The sequence below is a fragment of the candidate division WOR-3 bacterium genome, from assembly GCA_039801725.1.
GTDB lineage: Bacteria > Hydrothermota > Tepidihabitantia > Tepidihabitantales > DTDR01 > DTDR01.
Genome location: JBDRVE010000015.1, coordinates 1 through 23,315, shown reverse-complemented (window position 1 = coordinate 23,315; position 23,315 = coordinate 1). Strand labels below are relative to the sequence as shown.

Sequence of the window (23,315 nt, the reverse complement as noted above, 5' to 3'; positions counted from 1 at the left end):
TGGCTGATTTCTCCCAAGTAAAATTTTTTGCCCAATCTATTGCTTTTTTGCCCATCTCTTCCCTTAAATTATCGTTTATTAATAAAATCTTCATTTTTTCTGCCAAAGTATCAACATCACCATAGGGATAGAAAAAACCGGTCTCACCATCAATTACCGTCTCTTTTAAACCAGGTGCCATCGCTGAGATTACCGGTGTCCCACAGGCATTTGCTTCCATCACAATAAGCCCCCAACCTTCTTTTATTGAATTCTCAACCAGAAATAATGAACGTTGATAGATATCAATCTTTTCTTCTTCAGATACATAACCAGTAAACTCAATAATATCTGTTAGATTCAATTTTTTAACCAATTTCATTAACCTTTCTTTATCATCTCCCTCACCAACAATTAAAACTTTAAAATTATTAATATTTCTTTCTTTCAATATCTTAACCGCATAAATAAGATGATGGATAGATTTATATTTTTTTAGCCGACCAACATGACAAATAATTCTTTCTCTTTTTTTAGAAAAATCCGGTTTATATCTATCCAAATCAATGCCTGGCGGAATAACATAAATTTTCTCTTCTATCTCTTTATTATTCTTAAAGAGTCTCAATAAATCCTCTTTTGTGCTTTGGGATAAGCAAGCAAAATAGTTATTCTTATAAACTAAAGGTATTAAAGATTCTGTAAGATACACATAAGAACCAAAGAAAATATTTGTTTCCGAAAATATCGCCTTACGAAAAAGATGCATTACCAAAGCCAAAACCGGTATTTTCTTTTTTAGAAAATAAGGTGAATAAAAAGGGATTTTATTCAAATCATCAATCACCAAATCAAAGTTATATTTATCAACTATCTCATTAATATTTCTATAAACAGAAAAATTAAAAGTCCATTTATTACCCATTCGGATAATTCTTATTCCTTCTATCTCTTCCTCTTCTTTGCTTTCCGGAAATCTTTCGGCTAAATAAGTTATTTCATGCTCTTTTATTCTTCTAAAAATCTCATAGGCATAAATTTCTGCTCCACCAGCAAGAGGATTTTTTGGACATCGCCAATTAATTAAAAGAATTTTAGACATAAGAAAAGGAAATAAAAATGGGTCGTGCAGGACTCGAACCTGCGGCCACCTGATTAAAAATCAGGTGCTCTACCAGCCTGAGCTAACGACCCTTTTAAGAATTATAATCAAAGTTAAATAAAAGTCAAGAATATATAGTAAATGTGTTAAGATATGATTATCAAGATATAAAAGTTATATCCAAAGGTATAATTACAACCTTCCTCTTGTTATTAATTAACTATTTTTGAGATTTCTAAATTAGTAGAGCATTCTACTAACCCATCCCTGCTTTCTCTAATAGACTCTACATAATAGCCTTTATATAATGCTATTTTAATCACTTTTTTAAACGCTATATTATTATCTTTATCTAACCCTATAACAATAATCTATTTAAACCCTATATTTATCACTTTAATAAATTTTATAACGTATCAGCACCTAAGTCCTACCCCCTATTATACCCTTCCTATTATAATAAATTCCTTTACTTATTTTTTCAATGGGGATAAAATTATATATAATATAGTTTAAATAAATAAAAAGTTATTTAGTAAATTACTAATTTTTTGATTTTGGTATCCTTTTTAATAAAATAAATACCTTTTTTAAATTCTCTCTTTCTAATTTCTCTACCGGTTAAATCAAAAATTTTATCTATCTTCAAATTTTTATTTTTAATGTTTTCCTTATTCTTTAAAGCACTCACTATACCTATCGCAAAAGGATGAGGATTTAAAACCGAAACAGTATCAAAAGGTGTAAAGATAGTTAGTTTTAAATAGCAATCGTTACTAATCACATTAGGTATCTGCCATTGGAAAAATCCAGTATTGGGAAAAGAATCAATGATTGTAATAAAGGGACCATTAGGACCGTTGCTGGAAAATTGAATTCTTATGTAAGAAGGAGTTTCCGGATGATTAGGAATAGCCGATAACCATCTAATAAAATTTACTGAATTTGGTTGAAATCTTTCGTAACCACGAGGAAAAACAGGATAAATATTTACCCTTTGTGGGACAGAAGTCTCTTTAAAAAATCTTGCCCGATTTCGGTCATTAGGAGAACCTTCACTTGCTACTAAAATAATATCCGGATAGCCATTATGGTCACAATCACCACCAACTTTTAATTCTCTACCAGTTCCCGGAGTAGGAGTATTGATTGTTACTACTTCTTGCCAATCACCCCTACCATTACCTAAATAAATCTTCAAAACACCATTACCTTGGGCAATAACATCAATAAAACCATCAAGATTCATATCAAATAGTTGTATCCTTTCATAAGAACCGGTAGAAGGTAAATTACCGGAAAAATTCTCCCAACTATCTCCTTCTTCGTTGAAAATCCAAACTTCAATACCACCTTGCGGATTAATAAATCCTAAATCCATACCACCGTCATTATCCACATCATTTAAAGCAACATTATAATAACCACGAGCACCTACCGGCGGCAAATTCCGATGGGCTAAAATAAAATTACCAGTTCCATCACCAAAATAAACACTACCATATTGATGAGCAACCGCAAAATCTATATTACCATCTTTATTAATGTCGCCAAAAACAAAACCATGACCCGAATAACCACCAATAAAACCAAAACTCCTTCGCCAAATTCCATTACCTAAATTTAGATAAATATGAATTCCATCATCATAACCAAAGGCATTAGCACCAATATCTAAAAGCCCATCATTATTAACATCAGCAAAATCAACACAAAACATTCCCCAATCTTGACCATGGGTTGCTAAACTATCATCCCAAGGAATCCAATTTCTGCCTGTTCCATCTCCCAAAGCCACCTCTAATAACTGGTCACCAAAATCATTCCTTGAATAATTGTGATGCATCCCATAGCCAACATCTAAAAAACCATCATTATTCACATCACCATAAGCAATCCCTCCGTAACCAAAATCACCATTCATATAAACCTGCCAATTTCCTCGACCATCGCCAAACCAAACCATAATGCCGTGTTGATCAGTATTGACATAAGGAGAACCATGGTCACCAATGGAAATTAAATCTAAATTACCATCACAATTAATGTCAACCATCTCCACTTCTAATCTACCTATTTCTAATGTTGGTGGAATTAAACCGTTAGAAGACTCTTCATATTCTAAATTAATAAGCGATAAAATAAGTATCAAGATTATCATAAAAATAATATAATAATAAATATTTAGAAATCAATAATTTCTTTTTAATAGTTTAAAAAGGATAGGGGGAGGGGGTATATACTTATAAGTTCTTATAAATCAAAGACTTATATGGATATAGGGATAACCCTATGACAGTATCCTATACTGATTTCTGGAATTTAGAGAGCAGAATTTTTAATAAGAAATCGGGCGTCAAGAGCGCAGGCACCTTTACCTTTTTCAAACACTAAAAAAGGGTTTATATCTATTTCTAAAAAACAAGGAAAATCTATTACTAATTGAGACATTCTCTGGAGGGTTTCAACAATCTTTTCAATATCGGCTGGTGGCTTGCCACGAAAACCTTGAAGAAGTTTATAGCCTTTAATCTCTTGGACCATCCGCCAAGCAGAAGACTCTCTAATTGGACAAACTCGGAAAGAGACATCCCGAAATACTTCTACATAAATTCCACCGATTCCAAACATAATTAAAGGACCAAATTGGGGGTCTCGCTTGATACCAATAATTGTTTCAATTCCCGAAGAAACCATTGGTTGGATTAACACACCTTCAATTTGGGCATCGGGTTTCTTACTTTTTACATTATTTAAAAGTTCTTGGAATTTAATTCTTAACTCTTCTTCATTTTCAATATCTAACATCACACCACCGACATCGGTTTTATGGAGAATATCCGGCGAGACAATCTTTAAAACACAGGGATATCCTATCTCCTTTGCCTTTTTTATTGCTTCTTCTTCGTTTTTTACTAAAACAAATGGCAATGTTGGAATTTTGTAAGCCGAAAGTATTTCATATCCTTCCGGTTCTAAAATCACCGGTGGATTTCTTTGTTTTACTTTTTCTAAAATGGAAAAAATCTTATCTTTATCCACATCTTCAAATACTTTTACCGGTGTAATCTTTTTATGAATCCATTCATTAAAATAACTCATTAAACTTAATGCCTTGGCTGCTGTTTCCGGAATTGGATAATAGGGTATTTTTGCCTGTCCAAGAATTCTTATCACTTCTGAAGCATTTTGTAAAGAAAGTAGACAACCCATTATTGGTTTTGAATATTTTTCAGCCATTTCTACAACTTTGTTAGCAACGACCGTTGTTTCCACTATTTGGGTAGGTGTCCAAATAGTGATTATCGCATCCACTTCCTCTTCTTCTAAGATAATTTTTAATGCTTCCGAATATCTCTTTTCATCAGAATCACCAATTACATCTACCGGATTGCCGATGCTTGCCGTTGGCGGTAAAATTGCTTTTAATCTTTCTTTGGTCTTTTCAGAAAAAGAAGCTAATTTTAATCCGTTGCGAATACTAGCATCAGTGGCCATAATTCCCATTCCACCGGCATTGGTGAGTATTGCTACTTTTCGACCTTTTGGTAAAGGTTGTCCGGCAAAAGCCTTGCCGTAATCAAAAAGTTCATTAACTGTCTCAACACGGATAATACCACATTGACGGAAAAAAGCATCATAGGCTTCATCTGAGCCGGCCAATGCACCGGTATGAGTTGCTGCTGCTTTTGCTCCTTCCGGTGTTCTTCCGGATTTTATCGCCAATATTGGTTTTTTTGCCTGTTCTGTTACTCGGCGGGCAATTTCTAAGAATTTTAAAGGTTTCACTAAATCCTCTAAATATAAAAGAATAACCTTTGTCTGCTCATCTTCCATTAAATATTCCAATAAATCATTTTCGTTCAAATCCGCCTTATTGCCAACAGAAATAAATTTAGAAAGACCAATACCTTCTGCTTGAGCATATTCTAATGCTGCCAGACCAACAGCGCCACTCTGAGTAATAAAAGCAATATTTCCTTCCTTGGGCATTACCCGACCGAAGGTAGCATTTAATCTTATTTTTGGATCGGTATTAATAATTCCTACACAATTGGGACCAATTAAAGAGATATCATATTTCTTTACTAATTCTTTTATTCTTTTTTCTAAAATTGCCCCTCTTTCACCAATCTCTTTAAAGCCGGCACTTATCACTACTATCCCTTTTACTTTTTTTTGCCCACATTCTTCAATTACTTCGGGAACAAAGATTGCCGGAACAATAATAATTGCCAAATCAATCTCATCAGGGATATCTAAAATAGAAAAATAGGCTTTTACTCCCATTACACTATTTGCCTTTATATTAACCGGATAAACTACTCCCTGATAACCATTTAATAGAATATTGGCAAAAGTAACTTGTCCAGCACTTCCCGGTGTTGTAGAGGCACCGATTACCGCAATTGACCGAGGATTAAAAATATATCTTAAATTTTCTCTCATCTTTCTATTTCTTCTCGCTAAATTCCATTATTAAGGTATACACCCCTTCTTCCCACTTGGCTTTTACTGGATAACCCATTTTATAAAACAATCGATAGGCTCGGACATTAGTATCTAATACATACCCAACAAAACCTTTTATTCCCTTCATTTTAGCAATCCGAATCATATACTCAAACAAAGCGGTTCCTATTCCTTGATTTTGCCATTTGTCAGCCACCACAATAGCAAATTCAGCAAAACCGGTTGCGGTATCTACGATATAGCGAGCCACACCTAATATCTTCTCTTCGCCGGCTTTCTTTTGAACCGCCAAAATAGCCAGTTCTTTTTCATAATCAACATTTACAAACTTCTGAAGTTTTTCGTGAGGCATTGCCGTAAGATAAGAGAAAAAGCGATAATAAATTGTCTCTTTAGAAAAAGAATAAAAGAGTTCGCGCATCAATGGCTCATCAGTTGGCTTTATTGGTCGGAAGAAAATCTTTAAACCCGTTTTGGTCTCTCCCCAACTTTCTAATTCTTCGGGATAGCGAGCTTGAGTTAATGGTATTTCCGGTTGGTCAGGATAAACATAGTTTAGTTCTTTTGCCTTTTTTAATAATTCACTTCTAAATTTAGGATGAGCAATGGAAATCAGAGCCAATGCTCTTTCTCTGATACTTTTCCCGTGAAGATAGGCTACCCCCCATTCAGTTACTATGTAATGGACATCCGCTCGGGTAGTCACAACACCCGCACCCTCTGATAAAAAAGGAACTATCCTCGATTTTGTTCCGCCTTCTCGAGTAGAAGGCAGCACAATAATTGGCTTTCCATCTTTCGCTCTTGCCGCACCTCTAATAAAATCAAGTTGACCACCAAATCCCGAATAAAACCGATGACCGATTGAATCAGCGCAAACTTGACCAGTTAAATCTACTTCCAAGGCGGAATTTATTGCTACCATCTTTTCATTTTGAGCAATAATAAATGGATCATTAGTATAATCTACTGGATAAAATTCAAAGAAAGGATTGTTATTTAAATAATTATAAAGTTTTTTTGTTCCCATCGCAAAGGAAGCAATTACTTTCCCCGGATGGAGAGTTTTACGAGCGTTAGTAATTACTTTGGTTTCAATCAATTCAATCAGACTATCAGAAAAGACTTCCGTATGAACACCCAAATCTTTTTTATCTTTAAGGAACTCTAAAATAGCATTAGGAACCCCACCGTAACCAACTTGAATTGTGGAACCATCTTCGATTAAATCAGCGACATTTTTAGCAATTCTTCTCACTATTTCTGGCGGTGCGGAAACAGTATATTCAATTATCGGCTCTTCGGAATAAACGATATAATCAATATCATCAATATGAATAAAAGAATTACCAAAAGTTCGAGGCATATTGGGATTAATCTCAGCAATTCTAATTTTAGCCGATTCTGCTGCCGGCTTAGTAATATCTACCGAAATACCAAAACTACAGTAACCGTGTTCATCAGGTAAAGATACTTGAAAAAGGGCAACATCAATTGGAATTCTACCAGTTTTAAAAAGTTTAGGTATTTCCGAAAGAAATATTGGTGTATAATCTGCTTTCCCTTCCCAAACTGCCTTTCGAACATTAGTACTAATAAAAAAGGCATTTGCACGAAATCTTTGGGTTAACTCTTCTTGAGCATAAGGAGCCACTCCTAAAGTTAAAATGTGAACAATTTCCACATCCTCGGCAGGCAATTGAGCTAAAGCGCGAACCAAACTTTGAGGAGTAGCACAGGCTGAGCCCACAAAAACTCTATTACCAGATTTTATTGCTTTTATTGCTTCTTCCGCTTTAATGATTCTCTTTCGCCAATCTTTAATCATAAATTAGTTTAACAATTTTTAAAAATTAATCAATCTTAAAGACTATATTCCTGAATTTTTCTTCTTAAAGTATCCCGATGGATACCTAACAAACGGGCTGCTTGCGAGATATTGCCGTCGCTTTTCCTTAATGCTTCTTTTATTGCCCTTTTTTCAATTTCGGAAAGATTGAGCGTACCCAAAATTTTTTCTAACGATACCTCTTCTTTTCCTTCCTCTTTTTTTGTTTGTAAAAATCTCATCATACCAATAGTGGAAATTATATGGCCTAAATCAATTTGAGAAACTCCGTCGCTTATTGCTCGTTCATAAGCCCTTTCCACAATATTTCGAAAGGTACGAATATTACTTTCAAAAATATCATTTTGGTTGTTCACATATTCATAAACCAGTTTTGTTAAAAACTTTAAAGCAATTGGTGAAATACTAATATTTCGATTTTCTTTTTGATTCATTTCGTCAATAAAAAATTCCGAAAGTTCTTTTACATCTTTTTCGATCACTTCCACATTTTCATTTTGATATCTTTCTTTTAAAGAAGGAACAAAAATACAGTGTTGGATAAGGCGGGAATAAAAATCAGGACGCAATCTTGCTCTTAATTCTTCTATGGTGCGATTAGTAGCAGCAATAATTCTTACATCTACTTCAATTTCGTAAGAAGCACCAATTCTTTTTATCTTTTTATATTCTAAAGCCCTCAATAATTTTATCTGGATTTCATTAGGTAATTCACCAATTTCATCTAAAAAAATTGTGGAATTATTGGCGGCTTCAAATATTCCCTCCCGCATACTTATTGCGCCAGTAAAAGCTCCTTTTTCGTGACCAAAAAGTTCATCTTCAATTAAGTTAAAATCTAACGCGTGAATGTTTACTGTTAAAGGTGCTCTCTTATGAGGCACCTCCGGATCGTAACGATAACTTAACCGGTGTAAAGCATTGGCAACTAACTCTTTTCCCACACCGCTGGAACCGAGCAAAACACAAGTGGCATCACTTATCGCAATTCTTTCAATCTCTTTTACCAAATGAGCCATACTTCTTGAATTCCCAATAACCATTTTATGATATTTTTTCCATGTTTCTTTTTTTTCTTTATCTACCGGCAGCAAAGCCATATTTTCTATATTTTTGACAATTGTAGGATAATATTCTTTTCCGGTTACTTCCGTAGGCACAAACGAACATTTTCCATAACCAGGATACACCAAAAATTGAGCAAATTCTTTAGTGTAATCAAGACCGACTCGTAAAGAAACAAAAAGAACCGGCACGATTCTATCCAATTCTTCACGAATTTTTAAATAAATAAGAAAACCTTGTAAAGCTATCTCATCGAAAAACTCGGAGTGAATAAACCCACAATTTTCTTTTTTTAAAAGTCGGTTTTTTTCTTTCAAATGACTATAATCGACATCTTGAATAATTAAAGAAACAAATTCTCCCCGATTTTTTAAGTACCACTCCTTTAGTTGAAAATAATCTTGGAAGTAAAGAAATTCAAAAATCTGATAAATTTTTTCCTCCTTCTCTTTAATAAAATTTATCAATCCAAAAAAAGCCTCTTCTAAGTCATCCACCACCAAAATTAAAGGTTTTCTCATTATCTTAAATTTTAATCTTTTTAATTATTCCTTCAATAACACCAATTAAATCGGATAAAACAATAATCAGCTTTACTCGCGGTTGAGAACCCTTAGTAATATTCAAGTAATCAAAATAATTTTCTTTTATTTCTCTCACCTCTTCAGCTAAATGACCTTTTTCTAAAGAAACTTCTGTTTCCGCATCAGAATAAAAATATACAACAATTTTCTTTTGCCACTCAGTAATTATTCGCTTTTCTAAAACAACTGTTGCCCATTTTTTAGCATATTTTAAATGGTCAACAAGCAGATGGGTTAGAAAATTTTCTATTTTTTTATCTAAGAAAATTTTATAATTATCTTCGTCACCAAAGGGATCGCATATTTGCAACAGGTAGTATCCTTCCTTTGAGAGGTAATCTTCTAGCTCAAAAGGATTAATTCTTTGAAACGCCATTTTTTTATCTAAACTTTTATTTATTTCCTTTAGAAGAATAATCAAATCAGAGACATTTTTATTATTAAGTAATTTTTTCAAAAGGGCTAAATAATTCTCTAAGAAAAATTTCGGCTCCAAGGTCTCTTTCAAATATAAAATTTCTTCTTCAACTAATTTAAACTCCTCACTAATTTTCTTTATGTGAAACTGCCCTCCTAAAAGATTACCTTTCATTAGGTAATTATGGTTCAAAGCAATCAGATCTTCAGCAATTTTAATTATTTGAGACAAAGAACGGTTTTCTAATCGCCATTTTTTACTTCTAATTTTAAGAAAAAACGGCCTTACTACAATAACAAAAAGAAGAACAAAAAATACTGATAAAAAACTACTCAAAAGTAATTGCTGTTGGATTTTAGCTACGTAATATTTTTTTACTGCTTTTTCAATCTTTTTTTCAATTTCTAAAAAAGGTAACCCTAATTGGGCACTAATGTTTAGAAGAGTTATTAGTAAATCTTGATAATCGTATAAATTTCCCATTTTTATTCGGTTAGTCAATTTTTGATAATAACTTCTTTGGCTTTCTTCTAACATTAGTGAGTTATTTAGAAAATAAAAGAGATAATTACCGTCGCCCACAATCAAGTCTTCTCTTCCATCGCCATTTAAGTCAAAAATTTTATAATCCTTAATTTCTTTTATTCCATAATACTCACTTATATTTTCCCAATAAGAAAAAGAATGATTAATAAAAAAAAGATTATCATCGGCCTTAATTAAAACACCATCTTTAAAAATTTTACCTTCTATCTTGTTAAAATTACCAAAAATTTCTATTTTTTTATTTTTATCATACGCAATGATTGAACGATTTTTTATCTTACTTAAAATTCCTAAGCCATCTTTTTTTAAAATAAGTAAAATAAATTTTTCATTTTTTTTAGGGTAGATTTTTTTTGTTTCTAATTTCTTATTTAAAATAATAATTGAATCAGGGAAAAGTAAAAACAACGAATTTCCATCGCTAACCAACCAATTAGAAGTGAGCCAATTATTATCCAATTCCCACACTTCTTCTTTTTCTGAGGAAAAATAAAAAATTCTATCTTTAAAAAGCAAATAAAGTTCATCTTCTCCGTCGAAATTTCGGTCTTCCAAAATATATTTTTCAATTTTCTCACCAAATTCTTTGTAATAAAGAATATCTAAATTTTGATTTAGTAAAACTAATTCTTTTTCACCAATTAAAAGCGGATAAATCCCTTTTTTCTCTTTTAACAATCCTAATTTTTTAATAGGAAAATATAAATTGACTACTTTCTTTTTTTTAATTTGATAAACTTTATTTTTTATGAATCCATAAAGAAAATCCTCACCATCTTTTTGATAAACAATATCTTCCATTTTGGAAAAAATCTTCCAGTCCTTTTGGGAGACAAGTTGAGTTATTAATTTTTTTTTGATTTCTTGTTCATTAATTCTTTTTTTCTTCTCCCATTTTAAAAAAGCGAAAAAGGGCGAAAGATTGATAACAAAAGAAAGAAAAAGAAAAAGATTATTCATAAAATTTCAATTTTTCAGTAAGTAAAACTAAAAGAGTTTCTTTTTTACTTTTTTTATCAATAATTAAAAAATCAGAAAGAGGAAAATTTAAATCTAAATCAGCGATATCTTTTAATTTATTATCTACTAATATAATCTGACCACTATTAAAATTATTAGGCAAAGAAGAGTTTGTTTTTTCTTCATAAGTAACTAATAAAATTAGCTCTTTATTTCTGTTTTTATCATAAATAAAATCGTCTACTTCTAAAATTAAAACATTCACATTATTTATCCAAGGGTTAAGAGGTTGAAAAACTCTTTTTTTCTTTACTATCAGTTTATCTTTTACTCTTTTAAAAATAATTATCTCTCCTTTTTTACCGGACGCACTTAAAATAATTTCTTTTTCCGTGTCATTATCGATATCGGCAGTTTTCACGCTGCTAAAACCAAAAGGATAAAAAAAACCGAAAGGAAAGGTGTCGATAATTTTACCCTTTTTGAGAGACAAAAAATAAAGGGCTCCCTGCTCTTGATTTGTATCACTACCAACCATAATTAATAAACTTTCCCAAACAGCATAATCATTTAATACCAAATCCTTTAATTGAAACTCCCAGAGTAGTTGTAAGTTTTTATTTAACAAAACCAATTTTTTAAAACTTTTTTCTATTCCCAAAATAAGAGTATCAAAAAGAGGTTCAATCAAAAATTTTCCAATTAATGATTTTTCTGTGATTAATTTAAAGTTTTGGTTATAAATTTTTATTTTATTTTCCTTTTCATCACTGCAACTCAAAACAATGAAAAATGAATCTCTGCTGATTAAAAAGTTAAAATCTTCAATATACTCATTTAATAATAATTTTCGATAAAGATTAAGACCTTTATTCTTTAAAGTATAAAATCCCAAAACATTACCCTGCGGAATTACAATCATCTCTTTCTTTTGATATTTGACCTTTTTAGCATAATAAAAAGAAGTTTCCAAATAACCTAAGTAGTTACCTTGAGCATCAAAAATTAACGGTTTAAAAACCCCTTCAGAATATAGAAGAATCTTATTACAATTTTCTAAAAAAAGCAATCTTTTTTTTCTTTGTAAAAGCGAGGAAAAGGAGAATTTAGGTGGAATAAAAACGCCGATTTCGTTGGTTAAAATAAATTCACCATAAATATCCGCTTGAGAAAAGTAAGAAAAAAAAAGCAAAGATAGAAAAATCATTGTTACTTTTTATTTATTTTACCACTACGCCAGAAATTAGCCCGATAAGTAAACCATTCACTTTTAACAACTTCTCCTTCAATCCGAAAAGCATATAGATACCCATCCCACGATGGTACTATCAGCTTTTCTTTGCTAAAAAGAAAAGAAGGTGCCTGATACAAATCTTTATCAGTGGCGCAAATCTCTATTCTAAATAATATCTTTCCCTTTTCGTTAATGGCATAAAGATAACCCATTTCATCTAAAATAAAAATTATTTTTTTATTATCTTTTTTAATAATTAAAGGAGAAGCTATAATCGCATCTTCGGCTTCAAAAAGGGTGACCAATTTTTCTTTATAAAAATTTAATTTACCGCCATCGTCTCCAAAAAAAATTTTCCCTTCTTCGTCAATAATAGCTTCACTTTTTATCGCATCTTCGTCCGGACTGGCAACTCTTTTTATTAATTTTCCGGTTTTCTTATTTAAAAAATATAAATAACCATCTTCACAGCCGCATAAGATATAATCATTGGTGATTGTGGGAGCAGGGAAAAACTCGTCGCCCTCTAAAGAACTAAATTTGAAATTTATCTTTCCTTTAGAATTTAAAGAGTAAATTTGAGAACCACAAGAGAAAATTAAATTATTTTTTTCATCCACAGAAATATCACTCAACTCAGAAGAAAATTTTATTTCTTTTATCTTCTTACCCAAAAGAGTGAAAATATAAAAATTGCCGTCGTCAGAAGAAATCACAATCTTATCTGGCGGTAAAAAAGTAGGAGTATTATAGATTTCACCAGATAATTTATTTTTGAAAATCAATCTTCCATTTTTAGTTAAACAGTATAAAAAAGAATCGGCTCCGAAATAGATTAGCGTCTCAACAATTAAAGGAGAACCATAAATTTTACCGCCAGCGGAAAATTGAAATCTTTTTTGACCTAACAAATCAAAAGAATAAAAATTACCTTTAATATCGCCAATATAAATATTATCTTCTTTGTCAATTGCGCAACTACCGTAAACCATATCTTCTAAATCTATTCTACCAATAAAAAGTTCATCAAAAATAGTTATGGTATCAGTTGTGATAAAATAATCTTTACCAATTTTTACTCTTATTACATATCTTCCCGATTTTTCGTATTTGTGCTCTGCTTCATAAATTATCCATTTTACTTCCAAACTTTCTGTTTTCCCATCTCCCCAATCAATCTTTAACTCTATCGGAAAATTTTTAAATTTAAAATATAAAAAGATAGGAATCTCTTTATCACCCCACAAAGAATGGGCAAAGGAATCAACGGGAAGATCACTGAAAAAAAGAGAAAAGAGAAGTATTAGCATTTAAAATTTATTTTTATGAAATGGGCTTCTCTTACTTCTTTCAAATACTCCTCAATAATTTCTTTTAATTTTTTTTGATAGAGAAAATTTCTTAACTCTTCTTGAACCTCACTAAAAGATAAAATTCTTTCCTTTTCTTTCTTTAACATTTTTATTATATGAAACCCCTCGTGAGACAAAATAGGTGGTGAAATCTCTCCGCTATCCATTTTTTCACATACTTCTTTAAAAGGCGAAAAAAGAAAATCCACTACAAACTCACCTAAATAACCACCTTTATCTTTGGTTTCCAAATCATAGGAATACTCTCTTGCTAATTTTCCAAAATCCTCGCCCCGGAGTGCTTTTTCCCTGATTTTTAAAAGAAGATTTTTTGTCTGAAGAGTATCTTTTTTACTTAGTGATACTTCAACAAAAATATGGGCAATTTTTATTTTATTTTTTGTTTCATCCAATTTTTTTATAATATGGTAACCATATTGACTTCGAAAAGGAGAAGAAAATTCACCTATTTTTAATCCTTGAATCGCTTCACGAAATACCGACGGCAAACTGTCAATAAAGAATTCACCCAGATAACCGCCTTTATCTTTTGTGTTTTTATCCTCAGAAAAACTTTTACAGACTTCTTCAAAATCACCGCCGCGCAATAAAATTTCATATATCTCATTGATCTTTTTTTGACAATTTTTTTCTTTTTCTTCACTTGGTAAAATAGGGATAAAAATGTGGGCAATCTCACAAACTGCTGGTTTTCTTGCTAAAGAATCTTTTATCTCCTCATAAAATTCTTTTAATTCTAACGGGGTGATAATAATATTCAACCGATTTTTTTTAGTCAATAATTTTTGAATAAGCAATTCTTGATAAAAACTATTTTTTAGAAAATCCTTTGCCTTCCTTAATATTGTTTCATTAGTTAAAAAACTTTCTTCTATTTTTTTTATTCTTTCTTGCCAAAGATTCTCCAACTCTTTTTCCTTTATTATAATTGTTTCTCTTTCTGCTTCTTTCAATAAAATTTTTCTATTAATCAAACTATTAAGTAAAGAATCTTTTAAAATGAAAGTATCGGCTACTGGTGATGTAAATTCTTTTAATAAAAGATACTCTTTACAAAATTCAGAAAAAAGAATAATTTCTTCATCTACCTGGGCAATGATACAGTCATAAAAAGAAAAAGCGAAAAATATTAAAAAACAGATCATTTAAAGAAGTTTTCTGGATAATACTTCACCTTATATTTCTCTTTCAAGTCTAAAAGCATTTTATTTAACATTTCATAACCCTTTTTGTATTGTAATATCTGTTTAATATAATTTTCTACCTCTGTTAAAGACACATCTTTTTTTACTTTCTTTTTATCTACCAATTGAATAATCTGGTACCCTTCCTGAGATTTAATTGGAGAGGTAAATTCATTAACTTTTAATGAAAAAATCTCTTCTTCTAAAATTGGATCAGTTAAAAAACCCCGAGGAAAATATTTTGATTCTTCCCCAGCAGGTAAAAGTTGATCTTGCGAGTACTCTTTTGCCAAAGAGACAAAATCTCGGCCGGCTTTTAATTCCTCAAAAATTCTATTAGCTAAATCTTCATCATAAACAACAATCCGTCGGATCTTAATTTCTGAAAGAAAATCCTCTTTATGTTGAGTATAGTAATCCAATACTTCTTTTTGGGAAACGAAAATCTTTTTTGCTTCTTCTTCAATCAAAGCATTAGCAAAAAAATCTCTTTCTAAGGCTCTAAGTTTCATTTGTAAATTTTTATCTTTAGTTAATCCTTTTTCTTGAGCAGCAAGATAAATAAGTTCACTGTTTACAATTCTTTCCAAAATAGGTATTAAGTTTTGCTCATTTAAATTTACTTCCTGAGGTAATTGGGCTAGAATTTCCTCTTTAGTAATCTTTTTATTACCAATTTTTATTACCGGTTTTCTCTCCTCACAAGAGAAAATTACAAAAGACAATATTAAAGAAATAACTATCCTTTTCATTTTCTCACTCCTTTTAAATAAAAATCTAAATCAATAATAAAAAAATTTGAAATTAAAGTCAATAAATAAGTAAATCAAAAATCTTTCTTTATTTCTCTTCGACAATTCTTATAATCCAAATATTTTTCATCCACTTTTTCTTTCAATTGTTATTCCACTTCCCACCCTCGATAATAAAACAAGTATCCCACTCCGTCTCTCTTTCTTTTATCTTTTTTTTCTCAATTTTTTATTATAAATAATCTTCTCTCTCTTATCTTCTTTAGTCATTGCCATACAAGAATCAAAGTATTTACATTTTTCACAGCAACTTTCATTCTTATTCTTACAAATATTAAAAAGATTACAAACTTGACAACACATCTTATTTTATTATTAGCAGTACCTCCCGAAGAATTTCGGCACAAAAGGAGGCATAAATTAAAGGATTATTAAAGAGGGGAGAAAATTCTACGATATCAACACCCACAATTTCTAAATTTTTCAACAACCTAAATGCAGTAACCAATTCTAAGAAACTAATTCCACCAGCAACGGGTGTTTGGACTGCTGGTAAAATACCCATATCCAAAACATCTAAATCTAAGGATAAATAAATTTTTTTATTTTTCAACAAAGAAATAATTTTCTTTAACGGTTTAGAGACCTCTAAGAGAAAAAGATTGGGATTTTGCTTAAGACATTCTTTAGTTAGAGAACGAATACCAAATTGATAAAGATTTTCCTTTCCTACGACTTCTAAAATTCTTTTTGCCACTGTGGCATGACAAATTTTTTCGCCCATAAAATCTTCTCTTAAATCGGAATGACCATCAAAAATAATAACTGCCAAATTTTTATAATATTCCTGAAAAGCCATCACGATTGGATAAGTGATTGTGTGCTCACCGCCAAGAATTACCATTTTCTTTTTTTTCTTCAAATAATTCTTTATTACATCTTTTACCTCTTTTATAAACTCTTCCGGTTTTTCCTTTTGAAAGAGAAAGTTGCCCAAATCACAAATTTTTATTTCCGTTAAATCTCTCTGTTGATATGGACTATAAGTCTCAATATTTTCTGCGCCTTCCCGGATTAAATTAGGAGCAAAGCGCGAACCGGAAATAAAAGAAGAAGTTCGGTCATATCCAATGCCTAAAATTAAAATATCGGCTTCTTCTAAATTAGCATTAGCAAAATAAAAACCCATTTGAGAAATATATAAAAATTTTTTTAAAAATCAAGTAAAAGGAATATCAACAAAGTATTATCGGTTAATAGTTAAGAAGACAATATTATATCCTCTAGCTGGCAATAAGTTTTCAGCATAATCATCAATAATGATTGACTAAAATTTTTTATCTTTTATAATTATATAATCGGAGGTTAAGTATGTCGAATGGATGGAAAGGTCCTTTAATAAAAATTGACGATTGGCGTTACAAAGTACCAAAAAGTTATAAACCGGAAATGCGCGTCGACGGAATTGTTTACGCTGACGAAAGACTTTTAACCCATATCAAACAAGAAATGGCTTTAGAACAAGTGGCAAATGTTGCTACTTTACCAGGAATATTAAAATATTCCTTAGCGATGCCGGATATTCACTGGGGCTACGGCTTTGCCATCGGTGGTGTTGCGGCTTTTGATTTGAAAGAAGGCGTTATTTCACCAGGTGGTGTGGGGTACGATATTAATTGTGGTGTGAGATTATTAAAAACGAATTTAACAATCAAAGACTTAAAACCCAATCTTTTAGAACAATTGGTTAGAAGTATTTTCCACAATGTTCCTTCTGGTGTAGGTTCTACGGGTAAAATAAGAATCTCAGAAAAAGAAGTTATGGAAGTTTTAGAAAAAGGAGCGAGATGGGCTTACGAAAAAGGATTTGGAACCGAAAGAGATTTGAAATTTACCGAAGAAAACGGCCAAATGAAAGGAGCAAGACCAGATTTAGTATCCAAAAGAGCATTGGAAAGAGGCACACCCCAACTTGGCACCCTTGGTGCCGGTAATCACTTTTTAGAAATCCAGGTGATTGAAACTATTTATGATGAAGAATGTGCCAAAGTTTTTGGTCTAGAAAAAGGAATGATCACTGTTATGATTCATACTGGTTCCCGCGGACTTGGTTATCAGATTTGTGACGATGCGATAAGAAATTTAAGAAAGGCAGTACAGAAATATGGAATAAAATTACCTGATCAACAACTTGCCTGTGCACCCATTGAATCACCGGAAGGAAGAGAATATTATAGTGTGATGGTTTGTGCAGCCAATTATGCGTGGGCGAATCGTCAATGCATTACTCACTGGGTAAGAGAAGCTTTCAGCCAAGTATTAAAAAAACCAGTAGAAGAATTGGGAATGGATTTAATTTACGATGTTGCTCATAATATTGCCAAATTTGAAGAGCATATAATTAATGGCCAGAAGAAAACAGTTTGTGTCCACCGAAAAGGTGCCACCAGAGCATTTCCACCCAACCATCCACAAATTCCTGAGGAATATAAGAAAATTGGTCAACCAGTAATTATTCCCGGTGATATGGGGACAAATTCTTATCTACTTGTCGGTACAGAAAAAGCTTTTTATGAAACTTTTGGTTCCACCTGTCACGGAGCAGGAAGAGTTTGGTCAAGAGAACGGGCTTTACGGGAAACAAAAAATCGTGATATTGCCCAAGAATTAAGACAAAAAAATATTATTGTAATGGCAGCAAGTAGAGAAGTTCTAAGAGAAGAAGTTCCGGATGCCTATAAGGATGTAGATGTAGTAGTAGAGGTCTGTCATAATGCAGGTATATCAAAAAGAGTATGTAGAATGCGACCTTTGGGGGTTGTCAAAGGTTAATGACCAACACCCCTTTAGAATCTAAAATAAACAATGCACCTGCAGCACCTGGTGTTTATCTTTTCAAAAATCAAGAGGGAAAAATTATCTATATTGGTAAGGCAAGAAATCTAAAAGAAAGATTAAAATATTATCTCCAACCCCAACCAGATGTAAGAAGAGCAAATTTAATAAAAGAAATTGCTGATTTAGATATTATCGTTACTTCTTCGGAAAGCGATGCCTTAATCTTAGAAGATAACCTTATAAAGATAAATAAGCCAAAATATAATATCCGTTTGAAAGATGATAAAAAATTTCCCTATTTAAAAATTACGGTTAATGAAGAGTATCCAAGAATTTTTCCAACAAGAAATTTAAAAGAAGATGGCTCAATTTTATTCGGACCCTATACTTCGGCAAAAAATTTAAGGCAGGCATTAAGATTGGTAAAAAAGATTTTCAAAATAAGAACTTGTAATAAAAAATTACCCTTAACTATTCCAGAAAAACCTTGTTTAAATTATCGTTTAAATCTTTGTTTAGGACCTTGCCAAAATAAAGTTAATAGAGAAAGTTATCAAGAAAGGGTAAATGAAGTAATCGAATTTCTAATGGGAAAATCAGAGAAATTGATAAAAGAAATCGAAAAGAAAATGTGGGAAGCAGCACAAAAAGAAGAGTTTGAAAAAGCAGCAATTTTAAGAAATCAACTTTTTGCTTTACAAGAATTAAGAAAAAGGCACGAAGTGATTTTAAAAGACAAGAAATCAATGGATGTAGTTGGGGTTGCTAAAAATAAAAATTTAGCAGTGACAATAATCTTAAAAATTAGAGAAGGAAAATTAATAAGTAAAGAAGAATACCCTTTCCATCTTCCCTTGACTAATACCGAAGAAGAAATCTTAGAAACCCTTTTGTCGTCTGTTTATCTTCACAGTTATGACATTCCTAACGAAATAATTTTACCTAAGAAAGTCCCGGAAGTCCAAACCTTTATTGAAACTATTGAAAAAAAGAGGAATGTTAAAATAAAAATCACTATTCCCAAAAAAGGAAAAAAGAAAAGACTTCTTAATCTCGCCCAGAAAAATGCTGAAATCAAACTGTTAGAGATATTGCCCACTCCCCATTTACCAAAAGCCAACATTGAACTGGGTAACTATCTTTCATTAGAAAAAACACCGATGAGAATTGAAGGTGTCGATATTTCCAATCTTTTTGGTAAATATGCCTGTGGTTCAATTGTGGTTTTTGAAGGAATAACACCTAAAAAGAGTGAATATAGAAAATTCAAAATAAAAACAATAAGTGGTCAAGATGATTACGGAATGATGGAAGAAGTTTTAAAAAGAAGGTTAAAAAGATTAATTGAAGAAAATAAACCCTTACCTGATTTAGTATTAGTCGATGGTGGTAAAGGGCATTTAGCAGTTGCTAATAAAGTTTATAAAGAATTTAATAAAGACATTCCAATTTTAGCCTTTGCCAAAAAAAGTGACACCTTATATTTTGAAGATGGAAAGATTGTTTCCATACCTGCTTATTCACCAGCTTTAAAACTATTAAAAAGAATAAGAGATGAAGCCCACAGATTTGCGATTGCTTACCATAAAAATTTAAGAAAAAAAAGTATAAAGAAATCTATATTGGATGAAATTCCTGGTGTGGGTAAAAAAAGAAAACTTCTTCTTTTAAATACCTTCGGCAGTATTGAGGGAATAAAAAATGCTAAAATTGAAGATATTTTAAAAATCGGAATTCCCAAAAATATTGCTGAAAAAATTAAGCAATATTTAAGTAATAGAAATTAAATCACTTATTGATTTTAAAATTTTTTTCTTTATAATAAATTTTTAATAAAAATTAAAAAGGAGGAGAGATGTATTGGATAGCAACAAAGAGTAGTTTAATATCAACTTATTTTTTACTTTCCTTGGGAATTTGTTATACCATTCCAACAATAACCCTCATTTTTTTAACAATTTTCCGAAAAGGATTAAAAATAAAAGAACCAGAAAAGGGATGGCTTTTTCTTTTACTCCTCGGTGCGGTGATCTTTGGAGTCGTTGACCACTTATGGAATGGAGAAATTTTCTTAATTGGCGAAAATCCTTTAAAAGATCTCGCCTTGGGAGTTGTTATTACTATTTCTGTTTTTATAGTTTGGCGAGTTATTGTTTATATTTACTACACGAGAAAAAAAGAAGTTTACTAATTAAACGGAAATTTAATAAACCATAAAAACATATAAAAAGGAGGTAATAAATGAATTTCCTTCTAATTTTTGCTTTAATAAATGGTCTTATTTTAACTGAACCACCTACTCTAAACAAATTTAGAGAATTTTCTTTTGAATTAGAGGGAAATTATTATAAAGAAGATACTTCGCGATGGGGTTCTCTTTTATCTCTTTATTTTGGTTTACCTTTTTCTTCTGAGTTTTCTTTTGATATTAGTTATGAAAAGGAATGGGATTTCGTTTTATATTATAAAAAGGGGTTTGAAAATCCATTGTTTAATAGTGCTTTAAAAGTAGGAATAGATAAAAGTAAAAATCTTTTACTCATTTCTTCTTTAGGAAAGGATTTTAATATTATAAATCTTTATGGATGCGGCGGGTTTATTTATGAAAAAGAAGAAGATAATTTTTCTTTTCTTTACGGAATTGCCTTAGAAAAAAGTCTTTCCCATTTTACTCCGGCAACCGAATTTTACAGTGAAGGAAAAGATAAAATGATAACTTTCGGAACTTCCTATTCTTTACCAATTTTTGATGTTTATGCCGGTATAAGAAGAAATTTTAATAACAGAAGTTTTATTTTTAATTTCGGAATTAGTAAACTTTTTTCTTTATAAAATACTCATTTAATTTGACAATATAAAATATTTCGTTATTTTTATATATGTTTCTGGATATTTTGATTATTCTTATTTTAATTTTTGGTTTTCTACAAGGTTTGAGAAACGGTTTAGTTAAAAGCGCTAGCGGTTTTTTGGGTCTTATTTTAGGAATATTTATTGCCAACCGTTTTTATCCAGAATTATCAAAACACTTTGGTGATACAAGAATTATTAGAGTAATTTCTTTTATTATCCTCTTTCTCTTGGTTTTCTTTGTTTTTAAATTCTTAGGGAACATCGTTTCCCAAATTTTAAAGGTTATTTTCCTTTCTTGGTTAGATAAACTTGCTGGTGGTCTTTGGGGAATTTTTGCTACTTTTATTACAATCGCCTTTGTTATTCATCTTTCTCTTTTTTTCTTTCCTAACTTAAAAAAGTATTATGAAAAATCAAAGATTGCCAGAAGGATTACTCTTTATTGGTTAAGACCAAGAAAAATACCTGTGAGAACTTCTTACTATTATGAAAAACTATTTTTTGTTGGAAATTTTAACCGAAGAATTGCCGGTCAGTTATATTGAGCCGGCGGTATCTTTTTTAAAAAATAATTTTTTAAATTTTCTAAAAGAAAACGAAATTGAATTTAAAGAGATAAAAGAATTTTATACTCCCAGAAGATTTGGTCTTTTTATTAGCGGACTTCCCGAAAAAACAAAAATAAAATTTATTGAAATTCAAGGACCACCTAAAAATATTGCCTTTAACGAAAATGGCAACTTAACTGAACAAGGAAAAGGATTCTTAAAGGCAAACAAGGCAAAAGAGAAAGATATCATTATCAAGAAAATCGGTGAAAGAGAATATGTATTTATAAAGAAAAAGGTTGGTGGCGAAAGTTTAAGGAAACTTATTTCTCAATTTTTACCTGATATAATAAGAAATATACCTTTTCCAAAAAGAATGAAAATATCTGAAAATTTAACTTTTGCCCGACCAGTACATTCTATTTGTTGTCTTTTCAATAATCGAGTTGTTAAATTTAAAATTGATAGTATAAAAACTAACAATATAACTTATCCTCACCGAGATAAATCTTTTAAACCAATAAGAATTAAAGATGCCCAAAGTTATTTTGATATATTAAGGAAAAATGGCGTAATCTCTTTATATGAAGAAAGAGAAAAATTATTTTACCAGAATTTAGAAAAGATATTAAGAAAATTGGATGCCCAAATTATTGAAGATAAGGAACTAATTTTTGAGATGTTAAACATTTGTGAATATCCTTCTTTACTGCTTTGTGAGTTTGAGAAGGATTATTTATCTCTGCCAAGGGAAGTAATAATTACTGGCTTAAGAAATTATCTTCATGCCTTAACAGTTATAAAAGAGAATGAACTACTTCCTTATTTTATTGTTGTTACCAATAAACCCTTTTTAAAAAATAAAAGAGCGATACAAGAAATAAAGACTTGGTACGAAAAGGCTTGTCAGGCAAGATTAGAAGATGCTAAATATTACTTTAATGAAGATTTGAAAAAACCATTAGAAGAACTGGTAGAAGAAGAAAAAAAGGTAATCTGGATTGAAGGATTAGGAAGCCTTTATGATAAAACCGAAAGATTAGTTTTTTTAATAGGAATGATAAGTAATGACGAGTATGCAAAAAAGATTGCCTATTTAAGCAAGGCGGATTTGTTAACAAATATGGTAAGGGAAAAAGAGTTTACATCTTTACAAGGAAAAATGGGCGGAATTTATGCAAGATATTTTAATTATCCTACAATAATTTGTGATGCCCTATATGAACAATATGAAAATTTACCTAAAACTCTCTACGGTGCCTATTTAACAATTGTTGATAGGATTGATAATATTAATGCAAGTTTTATAAAAGGGGCAATTCCAAAGGGTTCTTATGATCCTTTTGGATTAAAAAAACAAGCCGATAACATTATTAACACCATTGTTCATCATAACCTTGATATTAATTTAGAAGAATTAATCTCTGCTGATTTAGAACTCTTTTTAAAATTAAATATCAATTTTGATAAAGAGAAAATAAAAAAAGAGGTATCCTCTTTCTTGAAAGAACGTTTAGAACTTTATATCCAAGAAAAAGGTTATTCTTACGATATTGC

General features: G+C 30.9%; 17 protein-coding genes and 1 tRNA gene. 6 read left to right on the top strand and 12 right to left on the bottom strand.

Features of this window, described 5'->3' with window-relative positions; all coding sequences use genetic code 11:
• The 12 genes from ABIK75_04450 to speB all read right to left on the bottom strand — a co-directional run.
• On the bottom strand, positions 1-1,081 hold a 1,081-nt coding region (locus ABIK75_04450; protein ID MEO0090337.1), incomplete at its 3' end, for a glycosyltransferase family 4 protein.
• An 18-nt stretch (positions 1,082-1,099) separates the two neighbouring features.
• Positions 1,100-1,173, bottom strand: a tRNA-Lys gene (locus ABIK75_04445).
• 440 nt (positions 1,174-1,613) lie between these two features.
• Positions 1,614-3,242: a VCBS repeat-containing protein gene (locus ABIK75_04440; GenBank protein ID MEO0090336.1), complete on the bottom strand. Its 1,629-nt coding sequence runs from the start codon at positions 3,240-3,242 to the stop codon at positions 1,614-1,616.
• 161 nt (positions 3,243-3,403) lie between these two features.
• Positions 3,404-5,530 (bottom strand): acetate--CoA ligase alpha subunit, encoded by a 2,127-nt coding sequence (gene acs / locus ABIK75_04435; GenBank protein MEO0090335.1) that lies wholly within the window; start codon positions 5,528-5,530, stop codon positions 3,404-3,406.
• Positions 5,531-5,534: 4 nt separating this feature from the next.
• Complete coding sequence (locus ABIK75_04430; protein ID MEO0090334.1) at positions 5,535-7,382, bottom strand: GNAT family N-acetyltransferase; 1,848 nt, start codon at positions 7,380-7,382, stop codon at positions 5,535-5,537.
• A 35-nt stretch (positions 7,383-7,417) separates the two neighbouring features.
• Positions 7,418-8,989 carry a sigma 54-interacting transcriptional regulator gene (locus tag ABIK75_04425; GenBank protein ID MEO0090333.1) on the bottom strand — a complete coding sequence of 524 codons (1,572 nt, stop codon included), beginning with the start codon at positions 8,987-8,989 and terminating at the stop codon, positions 7,418-7,420.
• A gap of 4 nt (positions 8,990-8,993) precedes the next feature.
• Positions 8,994-10,976 carry a VCBS repeat-containing protein gene (locus tag ABIK75_04420; protein MEO0090332.1) on the bottom strand — a complete coding sequence of 661 codons (1,983 nt, stop codon included), beginning with the start codon at positions 10,974-10,976 and terminating at the stop codon, positions 8,994-8,996.
• A complete protein-coding gene (locus ABIK75_04415; GenBank protein ID MEO0090331.1) occupies positions 10,969-12,183 on the bottom strand; it encodes a hypothetical protein in 1,215 nt (404 codons plus the stop codon). The genes ABIK75_04420 and ABIK75_04415 overlap by 8 nt, the downstream gene beginning before the upstream one ends.
• Before the next feature lie 2 nt (positions 12,184-12,185).
• Positions 12,186-13,520 (bottom strand): hypothetical protein, encoded by a 1,335-nt coding sequence (locus tag ABIK75_04410; GenBank protein ID MEO0090330.1) that lies wholly within the window; start codon positions 13,518-13,520, stop codon positions 12,186-12,188.
• On the bottom strand, positions 13,514-14,728 hold the full coding sequence (locus ABIK75_04405) for a peptidylprolyl isomerase (protein MEO0090329.1): 1,215 nt from the start codon (positions 14,726-14,728) through the stop codon (positions 13,514-13,516). Before ABIK75_04405 ends, ABIK75_04410 begins: the two co-directional genes overlap by 7 nt.
• Positions 14,725-15,519 carry a peptidyl-prolyl cis-trans isomerase gene (locus tag ABIK75_04400; GenBank protein MEO0090328.1) on the bottom strand — a complete coding sequence of 265 codons (795 nt, stop codon included), beginning with the start codon at positions 15,517-15,519 and terminating at the stop codon, positions 14,725-14,727. The genes ABIK75_04405 and ABIK75_04400 overlap by 4 nt, the downstream gene beginning before the upstream one ends.
• Positions 15,520-15,883: 364 nt before the next feature.
• On the bottom strand, positions 15,884-16,708 hold the full coding sequence (speB, locus tag ABIK75_04395) for an agmatinase (GenBank protein MEO0090327.1): 825 nt from the start codon (positions 16,706-16,708) through the stop codon (positions 15,884-15,886).
• 182 nt (positions 16,709-16,890) lie between these two features.
• On the opposite strand from speB, the gene ABIK75_04390 reads away from it, so the two are divergent.
• The 6 genes from ABIK75_04390 to glyS all read left to right on the top strand — a co-directional run.
• On the top strand, positions 16,891-18,351 hold the full coding sequence (locus ABIK75_04390) for an RtcB family protein (GenBank protein MEO0090326.1): 1,461 nt from the start codon (positions 16,891-16,893) through the stop codon (positions 18,349-18,351).
• The gene (gene uvrC / locus ABIK75_04385; protein ID MEO0090325.1) at positions 18,351-20,144 is read left to right on the top strand and encodes an excinuclease ABC subunit UvrC; all 1,794 of its coding nucleotides are present in this window, start codon (positions 18,351-18,353) and stop codon (positions 20,142-20,144) included. The genes ABIK75_04390 and uvrC overlap by 1 nt, the downstream gene beginning before the upstream one ends.
• Positions 20,145-20,212: 68 nt before the next feature.
• Positions 20,213-20,548 (top strand): hypothetical protein, encoded by a 336-nt coding sequence (locus ABIK75_04380; protein ID MEO0090324.1) that lies wholly within the window; start codon positions 20,213-20,215, stop codon positions 20,546-20,548.
• Between the two features lie 50 nt (positions 20,549-20,598).
• Positions 20,599-21,189 (top strand): hypothetical protein, encoded by a 591-nt coding sequence (locus ABIK75_04375; protein ID MEO0090323.1) that lies wholly within the window; start codon positions 20,599-20,601, stop codon positions 21,187-21,189.
• A 47-nt stretch (positions 21,190-21,236) separates the two neighbouring features.
• The gene (locus ABIK75_04370; protein MEO0090322.1) at positions 21,237-21,755 is read left to right on the top strand and encodes a CvpA family protein; all 519 of its coding nucleotides are present in this window, start codon (positions 21,237-21,239) and stop codon (positions 21,753-21,755) included.
• Positions 21,697-23,315, top strand: a 1,619-nt coding sequence (gene glyS / locus ABIK75_04365) for a glycine--tRNA ligase subunit beta (GenBank protein ID MEO0090321.1), incomplete at its 3' end; no start/stop codon positions are given. The genes ABIK75_04370 and glyS, both read left to right, overlap by 59 nt.